Annotated in this window: 17 protein-coding genes, 2 rRNA genes and 1 riboswitch (1 of these 20 cut by a window edge); of the genes, 17 read left to right on the forward strand and 2 right to left on the reverse strand. The window is 49.9% G+C overall.

All coding sequences use genetic code 11. The features are described from left to right. Both ACRRNK_RS03630 and rrf read left to right on the forward strand, forming a co-directional pair. Positions 1–2,108 (forward strand): 23S ribosomal RNA (locus ACRRNK_RS03630) (it extends 824 nt beyond the left edge of the window). A 159-nt stretch (positions 2,109–2,267) separates the two neighbouring features. Then, positions 2,268–2,384, forward strand: a 5S ribosomal RNA gene (gene rrf / locus ACRRNK_RS03635). Positions 2,385–2,633: 249 nt separating this feature from the next. Here the strand turns inward: rrf and ACRRNK_RS03640 are convergent. Together ACRRNK_RS03640 and ACRRNK_RS03645 are read right to left on the reverse strand one after the other, a co-directional pair. After that, positions 2,634–2,891, reverse strand: a complete 258-nt coding sequence (locus ACRRNK_RS03640; RefSeq protein ID WP_433945453.1) for a GlsB/YeaQ/YmgE family stress response membrane protein — start codon at positions 2,889–2,891, stop codon at positions 2,634–2,636. A gap of 390 nt (positions 2,892–3,281) precedes the next feature. Beyond that, positions 3,282–4,271: a ketoacyl-ACP synthase III gene (locus ACRRNK_RS03645; RefSeq protein ID WP_433945454.1), complete on the reverse strand. Its 990-nt coding sequence runs from the start codon at positions 4,269–4,271 to the stop codon at positions 3,282–3,284. Positions 4,272–4,488: 217 nt separating this feature from the next. On the opposite strand from ACRRNK_RS03645, the gene ACRRNK_RS03650 reads away from it, so the two are divergent. From ACRRNK_RS03650 to purN, 15 genes are all read left to right on the forward strand, one after another. Then, positions 4,489–6,621, forward strand: a complete 2,133-nt coding sequence (locus ACRRNK_RS03650; RefSeq protein WP_433945455.1) for a DNA topoisomerase III — start codon at positions 4,489–4,491, stop codon at positions 6,619–6,621. Positions 6,622–6,703: 82 nt separating this feature from the next. Beyond that, positions 6,704–6,835 (forward strand): hypothetical protein, encoded by a 132-nt coding sequence (locus tag ACRRNK_RS03655; protein WP_433945456.1) that lies wholly within the window; start codon positions 6,704–6,706, stop codon positions 6,833–6,835. Between the two features lie 260 nt (positions 6,836–7,095). Then, the gene (locus ACRRNK_RS03660; protein WP_433945457.1) at positions 7,096–7,359 is read left to right on the forward strand and encodes a DUF1294 domain-containing protein; all 264 of its coding nucleotides are present in this window, start codon (positions 7,096–7,098) and stop codon (positions 7,357–7,359) included. Positions 7,360–7,463: 104 nt separating this feature from the next. Next, positions 7,464–7,901 (forward strand): universal stress protein, encoded by a 438-nt coding sequence (locus ACRRNK_RS03665; protein ID WP_433945458.1) that lies wholly within the window; start codon positions 7,464–7,466, stop codon positions 7,899–7,901. 180 nt (positions 7,902–8,081) lie between these two features. Then, positions 8,082–8,183: riboswitch (purine riboswitch) on the forward strand. Positions 8,184–8,380: 197 nt separating this feature from the next. Beyond that, positions 8,381–8,878, forward strand: a complete 498-nt coding sequence (gene purE / locus ACRRNK_RS03670) for a 5-(carboxyamino)imidazole ribonucleotide mutase (protein WP_433945459.1) — start codon at positions 8,381–8,383, stop codon at positions 8,876–8,878. After that, positions 8,878–10,059, forward strand: coding sequence for a 5-(carboxyamino)imidazole ribonucleotide synthase (gene purK / locus ACRRNK_RS03675; protein ID WP_433945460.1), 1,182 nt, complete (start codon positions 8,878–8,880; stop codon positions 10,057–10,059). Before purE ends, purK begins: the two co-directional genes overlap by 1 nt. Further along, positions 10,056–11,354, forward strand: coding sequence for an adenylosuccinate lyase (purB, locus tag ACRRNK_RS03680; RefSeq protein WP_433945461.1), 1,299 nt, complete (start codon positions 10,056–10,058; stop codon positions 11,352–11,354). Before purK ends, purB begins: the two co-directional genes overlap by 4 nt. A 31-nt stretch (positions 11,355–11,385) precedes the next feature. Then, positions 11,386–12,267, forward strand: coding sequence for a phosphoribosylaminoimidazolesuccinocarboxamide synthase (locus tag ACRRNK_RS03685; RefSeq protein ID WP_433945462.1), 882 nt, complete (start codon positions 11,386–11,388; stop codon positions 12,265–12,267). 779 nt (positions 12,268–13,046) lie between these two features. Then, positions 13,047–13,289: a phosphoribosylformylglycinamidine synthase subunit PurS gene (gene purS / locus ACRRNK_RS03690; protein WP_127199388.1), complete on the forward strand. Its 243-nt coding sequence runs from the start codon at positions 13,047–13,049 to the stop codon at positions 13,287–13,289. Between the two features lie 5 nt (positions 13,290–13,294). Next, complete coding sequence (gene purQ / locus ACRRNK_RS03695) at positions 13,295–13,984, forward strand: phosphoribosylformylglycinamidine synthase subunit PurQ (protein WP_433945463.1); 690 nt, start codon at positions 13,295–13,297, stop codon at positions 13,982–13,984. Beyond that, positions 13,962–16,205, forward strand: a complete 2,244-nt coding sequence (purL, locus tag ACRRNK_RS03700; protein WP_433945464.1) for a phosphoribosylformylglycinamidine synthase subunit PurL — start codon at positions 13,962–13,964, stop codon at positions 16,203–16,205. The genes purQ and purL overlap by 23 nt, the downstream gene beginning before the upstream one ends. After that, a complete protein-coding gene (gene purF / locus ACRRNK_RS03705) occupies positions 16,190–17,668 on the forward strand; it encodes an amidophosphoribosyltransferase (protein ID WP_433945465.1) in 1,479 nt (492 codons plus the stop codon). Before purL ends, purF begins: the two co-directional genes overlap by 16 nt. Before the next feature lie 258 nt (positions 17,669–17,926). After that, positions 17,927–18,097 (forward strand): hypothetical protein, encoded by a 171-nt coding sequence (locus ACRRNK_RS03710; RefSeq protein WP_433945466.1) that lies wholly within the window; start codon positions 17,927–17,929, stop codon positions 18,095–18,097. A 225-nt stretch (positions 18,098–18,322) separates the two neighbouring features. Next, a complete protein-coding gene (gene purM, locus ACRRNK_RS03715) occupies positions 18,323–19,366 on the forward strand; it encodes a phosphoribosylformylglycinamidine cyclo-ligase (protein WP_433945467.1) in 1,044 nt (347 codons plus the stop codon). Further along, complete coding sequence (gene purN, locus ACRRNK_RS03720; RefSeq protein ID WP_433945468.1) at positions 19,366–19,977, forward strand: phosphoribosylglycinamide formyltransferase; 612 nt, start codon at positions 19,366–19,368, stop codon at positions 19,975–19,977. The genes purM and purN overlap by 1 nt, the downstream gene beginning before the upstream one ends. Positions 19,978–20,254 lie beyond the last annotated feature (277 nt).

Genomic DNA, 20,254 nt, shown 5'->3' on the forward strand with positions numbered 1-20,254 from the left:
AGCGGAGAAATTCCAATCGAACTCGGAGATAGCTGGTTCTCCCCGAAATAGCTTTAGGGCTAGCCTCGGAATAACGAGTTGTGGAGGTAGAGCACTGATTGGGTGCGGGGCCCGCCAAGGGTTACCAAGCTCAGTCAAACTCCGAATGCCATAAACTTAGATCCGGGAGTCAGACAGTGAGTGCTAAGATCCATTGTCAAAAGGGAAACAGCCCAGACCATCAGCTAAGGTCCCCAAGTGTGTGTTAAGTGGGAAAGGATGTGGAGTTGCACAGACAACCAGGATGTTGGCTTAGAAGCAGCCACCATTTAAAGAGTGCGTAATAGCTCACTGGTCGAGTGACTCTGCGCCGAAAATGTAACGGGGCTAAACACACCACCGAAGCTATGGCTTGATGCTTTGCATCAGGGGTAGGGGAGCGTTGTGTATACATTGAAGGTGTACCGTAAGGAGCGCTGGAGCGTACACAAGTGAGAATGCCGGTATGAGTAACGAAAAGATCAGTGAGAATCTGATCCGCCGAAAGCCTAAGGGTTCCTGAGGAAGGTTCGTCCGCTCAGGGTAAGTCGGGACCTAAGGCGAGGCCGAAAGGCGTAGTCGAAGGACAACAGGCCCTAATTCCTGTACCACCGTAATCCGTTATGAGCGATGGGGTGACGCAGCAGGGTAGTGACGCAGACTGATGGATGTCTGTCCAAGCAGTGAGGCTGGTGTGTAGGCAAATCCGCACACCGTTAAGGCTGGGCTGTGATGGGGAGTGAAAATTACAGTAGCGAAGGTCATGATCTCACACTGCCAAGAAAAGCCTCTAGTCAGGAGAAGGTGCCCGTACCGCAAACCGACACAGGTAGGCGAGAAGAGAATTCTAAGGCGCGCGGAAGAACTCTCGTTAAGGAACTCGGCAAAATGACCCCGTAACTTCGGGAGAAGGGGTGCCCCGGTAGTGTGAATAGCACGAGGGGGCCGCAGTGAAAAGGCCCAAGCGACTGTTTAGCAAAAACACAGGTCTGTGCGAAGCCGCAAGGCGAAGTATACGGGCTGACGCCTGCCCGGTGCTGGAAGGTTAAGGGGAGTGGTTAGGGAGTAATCCCGAAGCTATGAACCGAAGCCCCAGTAAACGGCGGCCGTAACTATAACGGTCCTAAGGTAGCGAAATTCCTTGTCAGGTAAATTCTGACCCGCACGAATGGCGTAACGACTTGGGCGCTGTCTCAACGAGAGATCCGGTGAAATTTTAATACCTGTGAAGATGCAGGTTACCCGCGACAAGACGGAAAGACCCCATGGAGCTTTACTGCAGCTTGATATTGGACTTTGATACGATTTGTACAGGATAGGTGGGAGCCTAAGAAGCAGGAGCGCCAGCTTCTGTGGAGGCAACGTTGGGATACCACCCTGATCGTATCGGAGTTCTAACCTGGTACCGTGAACCGGTATGGGGACAGTGTCAGGTGGGCAGTTTGACTGGGGCGGTCGCCTCCTAAAGAGTAACGGAGGCGCCCCAAGGTTCCCTCAGAATGGTTGGAAATCATTCGAAGAGTGCAAAGGCATAAGGGAGCTTGACTGCGAGACTGACAAGTCGAGCAGGGACGAAAGTCGGGCTTAGTGATCCGGTGGTACCGCATGGAAGGGCCATCGCTCAACGGATAAAAGCTACCCTGGGGATAACAGGCTTATCTCCCCCAAGAGTCCACATCGACGGGGAGGTTTGGCACCTCGATGTCGGCTCATCGCATCCTGGGGCTGAAGTAGGTCCCAAGGGTTGGGCTGTTCGCCCATTAAAGCGGTACGCGAGCTGGGTTCAGAACGTCGTGAGACAGTTCGGTCCCTATCTGTCGTGGGCGTAGGAAATTTGAGAGGAGCTGTCCTTAGTACGAGAGGACCGGGATGGACGCACCGCTGGTGCACCAGTTGTTCCGCCAGGAGCACAGCTGGGTAGCTAAGTGCGGAAGGGATAAGCGCTGAAAGCATCTAAGCGTGAAGCCCCCCTCAAGATGAGATTTCCCAGTATGTAAGACCCCTTGAAGACGACGAGGTAGATAGGCTGGGGGTGGAAGTGCAGTAATGCATGGAGCTGACCAGTACTAATCGGTCGAGGGCTTATCCAACAAAGCTTGGAAGGACGCAGTCCAAGAAGAGCAATCGCAAGTTCGTTTCGTATCTAGTTTTCAGGTGATCAAGCCTGAACCGATTTTAAGCTGCATGACTTAATAAGGTCGGATATTTTCCTGAAGTGATTCAGGGAGTATTGACCCGGAAAAATCCCGTTTGGTGGCGATGGCGGAGGGGTTCCACACGTACCCATCCCGAACACGACCGTTAAGCCCTCCAGCGCCGATGGTACTTGGACCGCAGGGTCCTGGGAGAGTAGGACGCCGCCAAGCAATTAGAAAAAAGCACTGCCATAAAGGCAGTGCTTTTTTGTTACCCACAAGAGTACCCACAAGAGTACCCACAAGAGTACCCACAAGAGTACCCACAAGAGCGAAATATCAACAGAAAAGAGGGGGGGATTGTTAGCAACTGAATAAATAGTTTTTATTTCGTATGGAGAAATCCACAATTTATTAAGATATGAACAAAGAAACACGCCAGAGTAGATCTCTGACGTGCCTCCAAAGGTTAGTTATCAATTAAGAACGGCTGCGACCAAAAGAACGAAGCAGCAAGCTCACGATAAATACCAGGACTACTGCACCAATCAACGCTGGAATGATGTAGAAGTTACCAATTTCCGGTCCCCAGTTACCAAGAATAAGCGAACCGAGCCAAGCTCCGATAAAACCAGCGATAATGTTACCAATTACACCGCCTGGAATATCTCTGCCCATAATCAGACCTGCCAACCAACCGATGATACCACCAATAATCAATGACCATAAGAATCCCATGCTTGTCAACTCCTTAATATTGATTGTTTGTTGTTGTTGATTACTATTAACCGCTCTGACTCCGTTTAAACACCTTAAGTTACTTATTTACAAAAATTGTTGCCAGCTTGCTTAAGGTGAACAACCAACCAGAGAGCTGTGAGTAAGTCATCAACAATGAAGTGAACGCAGTCATTTATGCAAATTCATGCATTGAGAAATTTGAGTATGCCTTCGTTTAAATAGCAGACAAACTCAACACTGCTTTTATTAATACCCAAGAAATTAAGATTTGATGCACAACTAAAAAAGAAGTCACCAGCCCTTTTACTTTGGCTGGTGACCTCTTTAAATATTCAATAAAAAGCGGAATGCCCTGTGTAATTTTGTTCTTAGATAGTTGAGAGTTAGTTAATCCTTAACGCCCCATCTTAACATCAAGCCGGCATAAGTAAGCCCTGCCCCGAAGCCGAATATAATTAACCGATCCCCGAACTTCAATGTTCCATTGCGCTGAGCGAGTTGGAGAGAGAGTGGGATTGTGGCGCTTGATGTATTCCCATAATATTCAGCGCTTGTCAGTGTCTTCTGAACAGGGATGCTGCTCTTCTCACAGATGGATTCAATCATCTTAAGATTGGCACTGTGAGGAACGAACCAGTCGATCTCCTGGGCATTGACTTTTGAAGCCTCAAGCAAACGAGTGATGCCTTCGGGTACCGTACGAACAGCCCATTTGTACACCTCACGTCCATTCTGATAAATCTTGCCTTCCCCTTCAAGCTGCATACCATCAAGGGTGGCAGCAAGCCCAGAACGGTATACGTGCTTCCCGCCGGATCCTTCACTTCCAAGAACAGCACCTTCAAAGCTTGGGCTTTCAGGATCATATTCGACGATGGCTGCTCCGGCCCCATCTCCAAAAAGAATACAGGTATTGCGGTCCGCATAATTGGTGACCTTAGACATGGTCTCTCCAGCAATCACGAGTACCTTTTTGTGAAGTCCAGCTGTAATAAGACCGTTAGCAAGATGCAAGCCGTAAGCAAATCCCGCACAAGTTGCATTGACATCTAGAGCGCCGGCTCGTTCCAATCCAAAATGATTCTGAACAAGACAAGCTACACTAGGGTATGGGTAGTCTGGGGTTGTGGTAGCTACAATTACCATTTCAACATCATTCAGGGTTCCTTTATAAGAAGCTGCCAGATCCTCGACAGCACGAATACATAAATGGGAGGTGAACTCTTCCTCCGCAGCTATTCTACGTTCACGAATGCCCGTGCGTTGCACAATCCACTCATCATTGGTATCAACCAGCTTTTCCAAATCTTCATTTGTCAATATATGTTCAGGTACATAGGAGCCAATTCCAGAAATGCGAGCTGCAGAAGTATTCATTGTATCACTCCTTGAGTTAATATAACTGAATTATAGCATAAGGTACTAGTACCTGGTACTATTTTTTTGATTGACCGATTGATTTATTTCGATTCATGATCTTAACTTTACCTGTCCAAGGAATCTTAGTCGCTAGCGCAAAATGCAGACTCTGTTTCTGTGCCCAGTTAGCAGTGGTATAATTATGGAATAGAGGAAAGGGGAGCATTAAACTACAATGAAAACTCTGGTATTGGCTGAAAAACCATCGGTAGCAAGAGAAATTGCCCGGGTTATGGGAAGCCGTGAGAAGCATAAAAGCCATTTTGAAGGACCTAAATACGTAGTAACCTGGGCGCTGGGACATTTGGTGGGTCTGGCTGAACCTGAGGATTATGATCATAAATTTCAAACCTGGAATTTGGAGGATCTGCCGATTCTCCCTCAGCGTATGAAGCTAAAGGTTCTCCGCGAGACGAATCATCAATTCAAAGCTGTTCAGCACTTGATGAGACGATCCGATATCGGTGAGCTTATCATTGCAACGGATGCTGCACGTGAAGGTGAATTGTTGGCGAGATGGATCATTGATATGGTGAAGTGGAACAAGCCGTTCAAGCGGCTGTGGATATCTTCACAGACGGATAAGGCAATTAAAGAAGGGTTTGCCTCGCTGAAACCAGGCAGTCAGTTCGATCGCTTGTATCAGTCCGCACGCTGCCGCGCGGAGGCTGACTGGATGGTAGGACTTAACGTGACACGGGCATTGACCGTGAAATTTAATGCCCAGCTGTCAGCAGGGCGGGTTCAGACGCCTACACTGGGAATGATTATGCAGCGTGAGAATGAAATTCTTAATTTTCGGTCAGAGACGTATGGACAGCTGCGCTGTGACCTGGGGTCTTTTGAAGCGATGTGGAGGGCGCCAGGTGGGGACTCCAGGATTTTTGATGAAGAGAAGACGAACCGATTAAAGAGCAGACTTGAAGGGCGAACAGGTACAATCACAAAATTAACAAAAAGCGAGAAGGTTGTGCCACATCCTTTAGCTTACGATCTCACTGAATTACAGAGAGATGCTAACCGGAGATATGGCTTCTCGGCCAAACAAACCTCTAATGTACTCCAGCGTCTATATGAACAGCACAAGTTAGTAACTTATCCACGTACGGATTCAAGATATCTAACATCCGATATGACGGATACGCTTAAGGAGCGTCTGGAAAGTGTGGCCGTTGGGCCTTATGCGGCTATAGCGAGGCCTTTGCTTCGGAAAGCTCTGCCACTGAGCAAGCGTGTTGTTGATGATAGCAAGGTAACCGATCACCACGCCATTATCCCCACGGAACAGACAGTGATTCTTAATGCGCTGACAGCAGAAGAGCGGAAGCTGTACGATCTGATTGTGAGAAGATTTATAAGCCTCTTCTATCCAGCTGCCAGATATGATCATGTCAACGTTATTGTGGAAGTGGAGAATGAGCGGCTGCATGCCAAAGGCACGACCATTAAGGACAGCGGGTGGCATGCTGTCTATGATGGACAGGGGTTTGATGAGAGTGAATCGGATGAGGACACCACTGCTGATGAACCGGATAAGGTACTGCCTGAACTTCACGTGGGTCAGAGCGTAGAGGTGAAACGCTGTGTGATTCAAAATGGCCGTACACTTCCTCCCAAGCGCTATACCGAAGCGGCGCTCTTATCTCAAATGGAAAAGCATGGCTTAGGTACGCCAGCCACACGAGCGGATATTATTGAGAAGCTGGTGAACTCGGATACGATTGATCGCCAAGGGAACGCCCTGCATCCAACCGGGAAGGGGAAGCAGCTCATTGAGCTGGTGTCGGCTGACCTAAGAACCCCTGATCTGACCGCAAAGTGGGAAAGTGAGCTTGAGCGAATAGCGAAGGGACAAGGTCAACCTGAACCTTTTCTCAAGGGAATCCGGGAGATGGCTGAGCGATTGGTGCATGAAGTCAAGGCGAGCGGAGCTTCCTACAAACCACACAACGTTTCAAGCAGCCATTGTCCGGACTGTGGCACCCGTCTTCTGGAGAAGAAGAGTAAGCGTGGTCTGATGTTGATATGTCCTAGCGACGACTGTGGATATAAACGTTCCGGGGAGAAGCGGTTGTCTAACCGGCGTTGTCCGCAATGTCATAAGAAAATGGAGATGAAGGAAGGAAAGGCGGGTCTATTTGTTCAATGTCTGTCTTGCGGGATCACCGAGACGATGAACAAAGACAACAAGCATGTGAATAAGCGTGAGACTCAAAAGCTGGTTAAGCAGTACGCCAAACAGGAGTCTTTGGGCTCGAATCTGGGAGAACTGTTAAAAGCCGCATTGGAGCAGAAGGCAGATAAATAACAAGTTATCCCGATGCAGGTCGTGCTCACACCCCGTATAAAACGGATTCCTCACAGGAACATTAAAAGTGGAGGTGTTGAGAGTGCCGCATAATAAATCACGAAAGATCAACAATCAGAAGAACAACTCAAGTATCCTTGAGGAACCGACAGCGGTGAAGACGAAGAAGCAGGAACAACGTGCACCAAGTCTGAATGGCGTTCCAAAGCAATAATGCGATAAACGATGAATAGTTAGCGAAAGATAATAACCCAGTAAGCCGTGAGCAGCGAGCAATATGCTGTGGCAATCAGCATTGAGTGAGTATCGAGCAACAGGCAGAGTCCCCTTTAATAAGGGGGCTTTTTGCTGGGGCAGCTAAGTAGATGAGGGATGGACTATATAGGCCGTTTGTTTTTAAATGGGGATAAGTTCTATAATAGAAGAAGATACAGCGCTGATTGCTGCGCGTTAGATTGGGGGACTATGGGCCGTATGAGATTAGCTATAGGACTATGGTTCGTAATTATTAACTTGATAGGTTATATTGTGATGTCCGAAGACAAGAAGAAGGCAAGGCGAAGGCAGGAGCGGACACCGGAACGCACATTATTCCTGTTAGCTTTTATCGGGGGAGCTTTGGGTGTACTGATCGCCATGTACAAATGTCGGCATAAGACGAAGCATATCAGCTTTATAGTCGGGATTCCGGCGCTGTTGTTTCTCAATGCCATTCTGTATGGATACTTTCTCAAGTAGTTAGAAGCTCGATACTTGGGAAGCCCGGCAGTTTCGGGAGTATAGGATTGGGGTTATTAAGTTTTATTTGGAGTACATACATTCATAGGAGAGGTGTTCTTATTATGCTGTTCAACAAAATTCTCGTTGCGTATGATGGATCGAAATCATCTAATAAAGCTCTGGACAAAGCGATAGAGCTGGCGAAAATATCTGCGGATTCCGAGCTTGTTGTGCTGCACGTGTATGATTTTCCACGTTTCTATATAGCTGATGGCTTTGCCCCGGTCCCTGATTCGGTTAATTTGGAGTTCTATCAGTTGGCAGAGAAGACCTCGGATGAGGCTAGGAACCGTTTGTCTGCTGCAGGCATTAACAATGCGCGGGTTGAATTGGCTCAGGGGGCAGCAGCTGAAGTGATTTTGGAGTATGCGGCCAAGGAGAGCTGTGATGCTATTGTGATCGGCAGCCGAGGTATTGGCGGGATACGTGAATTCGTGCTTGGCAGTGTCAGCCATAATGTGGTGCAGCATGCAAGAATTCCGGTGTTGGTTGTTAAGTAAGTAGGATGGGGAATGCTGGAATAGCATTCTCTTTTTTTATATGTAGATAAGCAAAGCCTCATGAGAACTCCCCCATCATCTCGAAAAAGACGAACGTTCGTATTTTGAAGGTTTTAATTGTTCGTGTTTAGGTTGACAGGCCCGTGTGAGGGTTGTTAAACTAGGAGAGACGAAGACGCTTATAGCGTCATCAAAAGCACTCGTATATCGCCGGGAATAAGGCCCGGAAGTCTCTACCTGAAAACCGTAAATTTTCGGACTACGAGGGAACGTAATGGGGAAAGGTCAATTGAAGCAAAAGACCTTCTTTTGTTTTGTGGGTACCGTGTATGCCACAGGATGGAAGCTCCTCCTGTCACGTATCCTCAGTGGTCCGGTGTCCAGAGAAAATACTTGTATTTTCGCGGATAACCGGATTTTTGCTTAATTATAGATCAAAGTTCTTATTCTAAATACTATTTAAGAAAGCGGGTTGGAACATGACAGCGCAGGTGTCTGTAATAATGGGCAGTAAGTCAGACTGGGAGACGATGTCCCATGCATGCGAGGTGTTGGACGAGCTAGGAATTCCCTATGAGAAAAAAGTCATATCCGCTCACCGTACGCCAGATCTGATGTTTGAATTCGCAGAGAACGCCGCATCTCGCGGAGTGAAGGTGATCATTGCGGGGGCTGGCGGAGCAGCGCATCTGCCGGGTATGGTAGCCGCGAAGACGATTTTGCCGGTGATCGGCGTTCCCGTCAAGTCAGCTGCCTTGAATGGACTCGACTCGCTGCTGTCCATCGTGCAGATGCCAGGTGGGATCCCAGTGGCTACAGTAGCCATCGGCAAAGCTGGGGCAACTAATGCAGGCCTTCTTGCTGCACAAATCCTTGGAGCGTTCGATCAGGAGGTAGCCAGCCGGGTGCAGCAGCGAAGAGACCATATCCGCGAAGAGGTGCTTGAGAGCGGCAACCATCTGGGAGAGATCGAATAATGAGTGAAGTCAAGGTGATTGCGCCAGGTTCCACAATTGGGATTCTCGGAGGTGGACAGCTTGGTCGGATGATGGCCCTGGCAGGGACGAACTTGGGATACCGCTTCGTGACTTTGGAGCCGACGCCTGACTCGCCCTGCGGACAGGTAACCGATCAGATTACAGCCTCCTATAGTGATAAGCTTGCAGCGAGAGAACTGGCATCACGTTCGGATGTCATCACTTATGAATTTGAGAATGTAGATTCAGAGGTTGCAGCCCTGCTTGAGGATTTATCCTATGTACCCCAGGGAAGCCGCTTGTTATACACAACCCAGCACCGGATCCGGGAGAAGAAAGCGATCGAAGCGGCTGGAGTTCCAGTAGCTCCTTACCGGGAGATTCGAAGTGTAGAAGAATTGAGAGAAGCTGTAGAGAACTTGGGTATTCCTTCTGTACTGAAGACGGCTATGGGCGGGTACGACGGCAAGGGACAGTGGGTAATCCGTTCAGCCGAGGAAATTACAGAGGCTTACGAGACACTAAGTAAGGCCGGTACGGAGCTGGTGCTTGAGAAATTCATCCGTTTTGACAAAGAGCTGTCAGTTGTAGCTGCCCGGAGTCCACGCGGAGAAATCAAAACGTTTCCCGTTGCGGAAAATATCCATGTGGATAACATTCTGCACGCCTCTATCGTTCCAGCCCGGATCGATGACAGCATCCAGGAGGAGGCAGAGCGCCTTGCCGCCCGGATTGCAGAATCCCTTGAAGCTGTTGGATTGCTTGCAGTGGAGTTGTTCCTCACGGAGAACGGGGAGCTCTACGTGAATGAGCTTGCACCAAGACCGCACAATTCCGGCCACTATACAATGGAAGCCTGCAAGACTTCACAGTTCGAGCAGCATGTAAGAGCGATTTGTAATCTGCCGCTTGGGGATACATCCCTGCTGAGCCCAGTGGTTATGGTCAATGTCCTGGGTGAGCACTTGGATGAGGTCGTTCAGGGATTGCTAAGCGGAGCTTGGATACAAGGGAATGATCATGACCCGGCCCCGGCCGTGGTTCCCAAAGTTCATTTATACGGCAAGAGTGGATCAGCCGCCAAGCGGAAGATGGGACACATTAACCTCTTATGCGATAATGTACAAGAAGGTATGAATTTTATACAGCAAACCAAAATTTGGAGGAATCAACAAAAATGATCGAACGTTACAGCAGACCAGAAATGAGAGCCATTTGGACGGAAGAGAACAAATTCAAGGCATGGCTCGAGGTTGAAATTTGTGCAGCAGAGGCTTGGGCGGAATTGGGTGTAATCCCTAAGGAAGACGTAGCCCTGCTTCGTCAAAATGCTTCTTTTGATATTGACCGGATCTATGAAATTGAACAAGAGACACGCCATGATGTCATTGCCTTCACACGCGCGGTGTCCGAGAGCCTTGGGCAGGAGCGCAAATGGGTGCATTACGGGCTGACATCCACAGATGTTGTGGATACCGCACTTGGATATCTGCTCAAGCAGGCCAATGAGATTTTGGAGAAGGACATTATTAATTTCATTGCGATTCTGAAAGATAAAGCTGTAGCTTACAAGGATACGCCGATGATGGGACGTACGCACGGTGTGCATGCTGAACCGACAACTTTCGGACTGAAGATGGCACTGTGGTATGAGGAAATGAAGCGGAATCTGGAGCGTTTCCGTCATGCGGCTGATAATGTACAGTTCGGTAAAATCTCCGGCGCTGTCGGCACCTATGCCAACATTGATCCGTTCGTGGAGCAGTTCGTCTGCGATAAGCTTGGCACCTCTGCCGCGCCGATCTCAACACAAACACTGCAGCGTGACCGTCATGCTGAATATATGGCCACACTGGCGCTGGTTGCCACATCGCTTGATAAATTCGCAACTGAAATTCGCGCTTTGCAGAAGAGTGAGTTCCGTGAAGTGGAAGAAGCTTTTGCTAAAGGTCAAAAAGGTTCATCAGCCATGCCGCATAAGCGCAACCCGATCGGCTGCGAGAACATCTCCGGCTTGTCCCGCGTCATCCGCGGACATATGATCACGGCGTATGAGAACGTGACTCTGTGGCATGAACGTGATATTTCACACTCCGGTGCAGAGCGCGTGATTCTCCCGGATGCGACAATGCTGCTGAATTACATGCTTAATCGTCTCGGTAACATCATCAAGAACTTGACGGTATTCCCAGAGAATATGAAGCGTAACATGGGCCGTACATTCGGGGTTCCATTCTCCGGCCGCGTATTGACCAAGCTGATCGACAAAGGATTCAGCCGTGAAGAGGCATATGATACCGTACAGCCTCGCGCGATGCTGGCTTGGGAGACACAGCGCCAATTCCGCGACATTATCGAAGAGACACCTGAGATTACGGCAGTGCTGAGCAAAGAAGAGATTGAGGATGCCTTCAACCCGGCATGGCACCTGAAGCATGTGGATACGATTTTCAGAAAGCTTAGACTTATAGATTAATCAACGATCAGGGGAAGAGGAGGACGGCTTAATGTCATCACAAGCTGTGTCCACGGCAGTGGATTATGTTGATGCACCGCTGCTCTATAAAGGAAAGGTTCGCGAGCTGTATGATTTGGGGGAACATTATCTCATTGTAGTTACCGACCGCATCTCTGCGTTCGATTATGTCCTGGAGCCGCCGGTTCCGGAAAAGGGCAATGTGCTCAATCAGCTGAGCGCTTACTGGTTCAAGCTGACGACCGATCTGATCCAGAATCATGTGGTACACACGGATGTGGAGAAGCTTGGCTCGGTCATTAAGAACAAGGAGCTGCTCAAGGACCGAATTATGGTGACGCTCAAAGCGGAGCGCATTGATATTGAGTGTGTGGTTCGCGGATATATCACCGGTGGAGGATGGCGCCAGTACGAGCAGAACGGAGCTATCAACGGCATTTCACTGCAGGAGGGACTCCGCAAGAATGACAAGCTGCCGGAGCCGATCTTCACCCCGGCGGCGAAGAACGATGTGGGCCACGATGAGGACATCTCTTTCGAGCGTATGCAGGAGCTCGTGGGTGGTGAATTGGCCGAACTGCTGAAAGCTAAGAGCCTTGAGCTGTATGCCTTCGCCAGAGACTACTGCGATGAGCGCGGCATCATTCTAGCGGACTGCAAGTTGGAGTTCGGTCTGATCGACGGGGAACTCATCCTGATTGATGAGATCTTCACCCCGGATGCTTCCCGCTTCTGGGCCAAGGAGAATTACGCTCTCGATATCGAGATCGACAGCATGGACAAAGAGCCTGTCCGCTCTTACCTGGCTGGCACGGATTGGGACAAGAACAGCCAGCCCGCTCCGCTGCCAGGGCATGTGGTGGAGGAGACGACCCGTCGCTACCAAAACATTTATCACCGTCTCACGGATTAATCGGGCTTCGTAGGGGCCATAAATGCACTTGTAATTTCAACATAGGGGTCAGGCCGTAACTACGGAGAATGCTTGGGCTTCCGGCCGCTGTTGTCCCCAGATTTCTTGATCTATACCGCTCTTAGCGGTAGAAATCCGGAGACAAAGGCGGTCGCTGGCGCTCCTGCAGTTCCAAGCTTCCCCTTCGTTACTACATCCCTATGTCACTTGTTCAAGTGCAGATTATGTAGCCACCCTACGAAGCAAGCGAGTTCCTGCCGGAGAGCGGTTTCTCCGGCAGAGGTGAGGGTACGGGCAAGGTGAGCCGTACGAGGAAGGCTAGACTTCGGTACGAAATGGGTCACGAGTTGTGATTAAGTATAGTACGTCTCGTTATGACTTAGCAGGATGAATAAGAGGACATCGTAGTAAGGCAGCAGTCGTCTTTATACAAATCTTAATCGTCTTATTCAAAAGAGGTTTTGCAGGAGCACCAAACGTAAAGCGGGTCCCGAAGGGACGGCAAGCGCCTCCTTCACCATAGCAGCACAGGAACAGCCAAGCAGCAGTCCCCACCAAATTTTCGGGTGTCCAGAGGGCAAAGCCCTTGGGGCCCTCCCTTCTAGGGAGGGTTTGGGAGGGTAGAACTGCTGGTTTGGGAGGGTAGAATTGCTAGTTTGGAGTGGTAGAAATTAAAGGAGTACAGAGGACGAAGTCCTTTGTCAAAACCTTGGTTTTATTAAAATTTTCGGGTACCCATAGGGCAAAGCCCTTGGAAATACCCTTCCGGAGGGAATCAAGTGAAAGCAATCGTCTATGTTACCATCAAGCAAAGCGTACTCGATCCACAAGGTGTAGCCGTTCAAGGCGCACTGCATTCCGTAGGTTTTCAAGAGGTAGAAAGTCTGCGTATTGGAAAATATATCGAAATCGAGCTGAACACGGATGATCGTGCAGAAGCGGAGAAACGGGTGGCGGCCATGTGCGAGAAGCTGCTGGCGAACACCGTCGTGGAAGAATATCGTTTTGAATTGGAGGGGTAACCAACATGAGATTCGCAGTACTGGTATTTCCGGGCTCTAACTGTGATATTGACTGCTATAAGGCAGTAGAAGATACGATTGGCGAACCTGTTGATTATGTATGGCATACAGCAACGGATCTGTCGGCTTATGATTGCATCCTAGTTCCGGGCGGGTTCTCCTATGGGGACTACCTGCGCTGCGGCGCGATTTCAAGATTTGCTCCGGTCATGGCTGAAGTTGCCAAGGCTGCTGAGCAGGGCAAATACATCTTGGGAATCTGCAATGGATTCCAGATTCTTACCGAAGCCGGACTGCTGCCAGGCACACTGCGCCGGAATATGTCGCTTAAGTTCCTCTGTCATGATACCGTGCTTCGCGTGGAGAACAACGAGACTCCTTTTACAAGTGATTATGCAAAAGGTGAGGAAATTGTCGTTCCGATTGCACACGGAGAGGGCAATTATTACTGTGACGAAGAGACGATGGCGAGGCTGAAGGCAAATAATCAGATTATTTTCACATATGCAAGCAACCCGAACGGGTCGCTGAATGATATTGCAGGCATTTCCAACGAGCAGGGCAACGTGGTAGGTATGATGCCTCACCCAGAGCGTGCTGTGGATAGTCTGCTTGGATCAGAAGATGGCAAAAGAATGTTTACATCCATTTTGAAGGCATGGAGGGATCGACATGACGCAGCAGTTGTCCGCTAAAGAACCGACGGCGGAGCAAATCGCCGAACAGCAAATTTACAAACAAATGGGTGTATCCGACAGCGAGTATGAGCTGATCTGCGGTTTTCTCGGCCGTAAACCGAATTATACGGAAATTGGCGTGTTCAGCGTAATGTGGTCCGAGCACTGTGCCTACAAGAATTCCAAACCGCTGCTTCGCCGCTTCCCGGTAACTGGTCCTCGCGTCCTGATGGGACCGGGTGAAGGCGCGGGGATTGTGGATATCGGCGACAATCAAGCCGTTGTATTTAAGATTGAAAGCCATAATCACCCATCTGCCGTTGAGCCCTACCAAGGTGCGGCTACAGGCGTGGGCGGGATTATCCGTGATATTTTCTCCATGGGTGCGAGACCCGTGGCTGTATTGAATTCCCTGCGGTTCGGTAAGCTTGAGAGTGACCGTGTAAAATATTTGTTCGAGCATGTAGTATCCGGTATTGCGGGATACGGTAACTGTATCGGAATTCCAACCGTCGGCGGCGAAGTAATGTTCGACGACAGTTATGATGGCAATCCGCTGGTTAACGCGATGTGTGTCGGTCTGATCGACCATGACAAAATCCAGCGCGGTGTCGCCAAGGGTGTAGGTAACCCGGTGTTCTACGTAGGTCCTCCGACAGGACGTGACGGAATCCACGGGGCGACGTTTGCATCCGAGGAGCTTACCGAAGAGTCTGAAGCGAAGCGTACAGCCGTACAGGTGGGCGATCCATTCATGGAGAAGCTCGTTATGGAATCTTGTCTGGAATTGATTGATTCCGGTATTGTACTTGGAATTCAGGACATGGGCGCAGCGGGCCTTACCTGCTCCAGTGCGGAAATGGCAAGTAAAGCCGGCAATGGACTTGAGCTGTACTTGGATCAGGTGCCGCAGCGCGAAGAAGGCATGACGCCTTACGAGATGATGCTGTCCGAGTCCCAAGAGCGTATGCTGTTCGTGGTAGAGCCTAAGGATGAGGCGCAAGCTCAGGAGATTTTTGACCGCTGGGGTGTAATCTGTGCCAAAGTCGGTAAAGTGACGGACGACGGACGTCTGAAACTGTTCCATCACGGCGAAGTGGTTGGCGATATGCCGGTAACTGCGCTCGTGGATGAGTGCCCGATCTACGACAAGCCGTCTGCAGTTCCAGCTTATTATGAAGAGAATGCGAATGTAGATACCCTGCGTTACCCTGAAGTTACAGATCTTGGCGGAGCCCTGGAAACGGTTCTTGCTTCCCCAACTGTAGCCAGCAAAGCATGGATCTATGAGCAGTATGACTATATGGTTCGGACAAGCACTGCTGTACGTCCGGGATCCGATGCGGCCGTGGTTACGATTCGCGGTACGCGCAAAGGTCTTGCGATGACAACGGACTGTAACGGACGTTATGTATATTTGGATCCGGAAGTTGGCGGACGGATCGCGGTAAGTGAGGCAGCACGTAATATCGTATGTTCCGGTGCTGAGCCGCTGGCGATTACGGATAACCTGAACTTCGGAAGCCCGGAGAAGCCGGATATTTTCTGGCAGATGGAAAAAGCCGTTGACGGTATGGCCGAAGCCTGCCGCGTCCTGGATGCGCCGGTTATCGGCGGTAATGTCAGCTTGTATAACGAGAATGCCAAAGGTGCCATTTACCCGACTCCTGTCGTAGGTATGGTGGGTCTCGTTCATGATGTGGACCACATCACAACACAAGGATTCAAGAAAGAGGGAGATGTGATTCTTCTTCTGGGTAACACCAAGGCTGAGCTCGGCGGAAGTGAGTTCCAAAGCGCCGTTCATGGTGTGACAGAAGGGCGTCCGCCTGAATTGGATCTGACTGTGGAGCGTACCTTGCTGGATACGGTTCTTGCCGCGATTCAACAAGGACTAGTTCAGTCCGCGCATGACTTGTCTGAGGGCGGCCTTGCCGTGGCTCTTGCAGAATCCTGCATTAGCGGTGGAATCGGTGCCCAAGTGAATATTGATACTGAGCTTCGTCACGATGTGGCCCTGTTCAGTGAATCCCAATCTCGTATTCTGCTGTCGGCAACGCCTGAGAAGGCAGCCGAGCTTGAGAAATTTATATCGGAACGCAGTGTTCCTGTTAACGTGATCGGCCGTGTGGAAGGAACAAGTCTAGTAATTGACATCAACCGCGCTTCGGCCTTGAACAAACCGGTGGAGGGCTTGAAGCAGGTCTGGGAGGAAGCTATTCCATGTCTGATGAAGTAATACCGCAAGGGTTATGGACAGGAGACTATTTTAACGAAGGCTCAGGACGGGATGGGATCTTTGATAAGTTAAAAGAGGAGTGCGGCGTATTCGGGGTCTTTGGACACCCGGATGCCGCAAGTATGTCTTATTACGGACTTCACGCGCTTCAGCACCGCGGAGAGGAAAGTGCCGGACTCTGTGTAACGAATGGCGGTGACTTCAACTACCACCGCGGTATGGGTCTGGTCAAGGAAGTATTTGATAAGGACCGCCTGGCTTCACTGATCGGTGATCGTTCAATTGGACACGTCCGGTATTCCACCAGCGGAGACAGTAAGCTGACCAATGCTCAGCCGCTGGTATTTAAATACCGTGATGGGGACTTGGCTGTGGCTACGAACGGAAATATCGTCAATGCGCCGAAGATCCGCCGAGAGCTGGAGCAGAGCGGATCGATCTTTCAAACGACCAGCGACACTGAGGTTATCGCGCATCTGATTGCTCGTTCATCCAAAGATTTTGTCGAAGCGGCCAAAGATGCGCTTCAGCAGATCGTTGGCGGATATGCCTTCTTGCTGATGACTAATGATCTGATGCTTGTCGCTTCCGATCCGAACGGGCTGCGTCCAATTTCTATGGCGCGCCTCGGAGATGCGTATTTGTTCTCTTCCGAGACTTGCGCATTTGAGACGATCGGAGCGGAGATTATCCGTGATATCGAGCCTGGGGAACTGCTCGTGCTGGACAAGAATGGACTGCATGAGGATCGTTTTGCAGAACCGCAGCGTAAGGCGCTGTGCGCGATGGAATATATTTATTTTGCGAGACCCGACAGTGAACTGAATGGCTCTAACCTGCACTCTTCCCGCAAAAGAATGGGCCGCCGTATGGCCCAGGAATCCTTCGTGGATGCGGACGTCGTTACCGGCGTACCCGATTCAAGTATCTCTGCGGCGATCGGTTATGCGGAGCAGACAGGTATTCCTTATGAGCTTGGGCTCATTAAGAACAAGTACACCGGGCGCACGTTCATCCAGCCGAGCCAAGAGCTGCGCGAGCAGGGCGTGAAGATGAAGCTTAGCGCCGTACGCCGTGTGGTTGAAGGCATGAGAGTGGTCATGATCGATGACTCCATCGTTCGCGGGACAACGTCGCGCCGGATCGTCAACCTGCTGCGTGAAGCAGGGGCAACCGAGGTGCATGTGCGGATTACCTCACCGCCTTTTAAGAACCCGTGCTTCTACGGGATTGATACTCCGGACAGCCGCGAGCTGATTGCTTCATCGAAGTCGATCGAAGAAATCCGCAAGGAGATCAACGCAGACTCGCTTGAATTCATCAGCCCGGAAGGCTTGATTGAAGCCGTGGCCGGCAACAACGTGAATGATTACAAAGGCGGCCTGTGCATGGCCTGCTTCGATAATGACTACCCAACCCGTACGGATTTCAATGGTGAGGAGCAGTTTGGGTGCAGCTGCTAGAAGGCATTTGAGAGCTGAAAGTTTGTAGCATTAATGCATTTATGCAACTGTTTTGCATCTGAATAATTGAGATATTAGAAAAAGTCTGGAAATTATTAATAGGGTTAGTGATGGAGCTGTTTAATAGGAGGACAGAGTATTGCTCTTGCTCTTATTTTAAGTGGTTTCGGGTAACCTCCTTGAACTCCCCAGCGGAGAGGACGGAATCGTCCTGAAGAAGCGAAGCGGTCGCCTTTGCCTTCGGATTTCTACCACTAAGTGGTTCAAATCAAGAAATCTGAAGGCAACAGCGATCGCAAGGATGATCTGTCTGCGGAGCGGGCTAAGCTCTATAGTCTGAAGTGGGATCCTGCACACTCCCAGCGGAGAGGACGGAATCGTCCTGAAGAAGCGAAGCGGTCGCCTTTGCCTTCGGATTTCTACCACTAAGTGGTTCAAAATCAAGAAATCTGAAGGCAACAGCGATCGCAAGGATGATCCGTCCGCGGAGCGGGCTTTAGATCTAAGGTAAGTACGATCCATCCACACAGCAGGGCCTTAAAGCTTTTTCCGCGTTAATACTTCACCCGCTTAACTATTAACACAAATATCATTAATCATATAGCGAGTAGTTCTATTTAGAACCTCAATAAACCATAAGGAGCGTGTCCTTACGTGTCTGAAGCATACAAAAGCGCCGGCGTCGATATCGCGGCAGGCAATGAAGCAGTAGAACGGATGAAGAAACACGTCAAGCGGACTTTCCGTCCGGAAGTCATGACGGACCTTGGAGGCTTCGGCGCCTTGTTCGGTCTGAACAAGGATAAATATGAGGAGCCTGTGCTGGTATCCGGTACCGATGGGGTGGGAACCAAGCTTAAGCTTGCTTTTGCGATGGATAAGCACGATACGATCGGCATCGATGCCGTGGCGATGTGCGTGAACGACATCATTGTTCAAGGTGCGGAGCCGCTCTTTTTCCTCGATTATCTTGCATGCGACAAAGTCATTCCTGAGAAGATCGAAGCTATTGTAGCCGGTATTGCTGAAGGCTGCGCGCAATCGGGATGTGCCCTCATCGGCGGCGAGACAGCTGAAATGCCGGGCATGTACAGTGAAGGAGAATATGACATCGCCGGGTTCACCGTGGGTGTTGTCGATAAAAGCAAGATTATTAACGGAAGATCCATTCAAGCTGGAGACACTGTGATTGGCCTCGCATCCAGTGGCGTACATAGCAATGGCTTCTCTCTTGTACGTAAAGTGCTGCTTGAGCAAGCCGGATACAGCTTGCAGGACAAGCTGGCTGAATTGAACGGGGCTGTACTCGGAGATGTGCTGCTTGAGCCAACCAAGCTGTATGTGAAGCCGGTTCTTGAACTGATTAAGCAGGTTGAAGTTAAAGGTATGGCTCATATTACGGGCGGCGGTTTTATCGAGAATATCCCTCGGGTGCTTCCGGAAGGCGTAAATGTCGATATCGAGTTCGGTTCATGGCCGATCCTGCCGATCTTTAACCTTTTGCAGGAGAAGGGCAATGTCAGCAACCGAGACATGTTCACGACCTTTAATATGGGTATTGGTCTAGTCATTGTGGTTGGAGAAGAGCAGGCAGAACAGGCTGTTAAGGTCCTTCAGGAGCAAGGAGAAACTCCTTATATCATCGGAAAAGTTACCGAAGGTGAGAAGATCGTCACTTTTACAGGGGCTGAAGTGTAATGGGTTCCTACCGTATAGCGGTTTTTGCTTCCGGCCAGGGTACGAACTTTCAGTCCTTGGTGGATGCGGCGAGCCGTGGAGAACTGGGCGGTGCGGAGATCGCGCTGCTCGTCTGCGACAAGCCTCAGGCTCCGGTGGTGAAGCGGGCAGAACAGGCAGGTGTCGAGCACTTCCTGTTCCAGCCCAAACAATATGCGAGCCGGGAAGATTACGAGCGTGAGATCGCTGCTGAACTGGACAAGCGAAGCATAGATCTCATCGTACTTGCCGGTTATATGCGTCTGCTTACAGCGGTGCTTGTCGAACCGTATGCAGGCCGTATGATCAACATTCATCCATCGCTGCTGCCTGCTTTTCCAGGGGTGAACGCTATTGGACAGGCTTACGATTACGGCGTTAAGGTCACCGGGGCAACAGTTCACTTCGTGGATGGGGGAATGGATTCAGGGGCTGTAATTGCCCAGCGTACCGTGGACATTCGCGAAGGAGAGACCATAGAGTCGGTTGAAGAGCGGATTCATGCTGTGGAGAAGGAAATATATCCGCAGGTGGTTCGTTTGCTCGCTGAGGGCAGGGTTAAGCTGGATGGCCGAAAAGTGATTTTAACCTAAATCCAGACACGATACCTAAGTCATAACGTATAGATTTTGTTCAAATTGTATATTCAGCAAGAACGATGATCCTTGATGTGACGAGGAGTCGACGCTTTTATCGTTTTCGATATTTCCCGAGAAATATTGCCGCATATTGGAAATGAAGTACACTTGTAGATCAAGTATTCATACATGCTGTTGAAATGTGTTATATGGAATGAACTAAAGATTTGAGCGCTGGATCAAGGCTAATACTTGTTGTGCAAAGGAATTGATCACGCAGTTTTTAGTTCAA

Source organism: Paenibacillus sp. SN-8-1 (assembly GCF_050995535.1).
In the GTDB taxonomy this organism is placed as follows: Bacteria; Bacillota; Bacilli; order Paenibacillales; family Paenibacillaceae; genus Fontibacillus.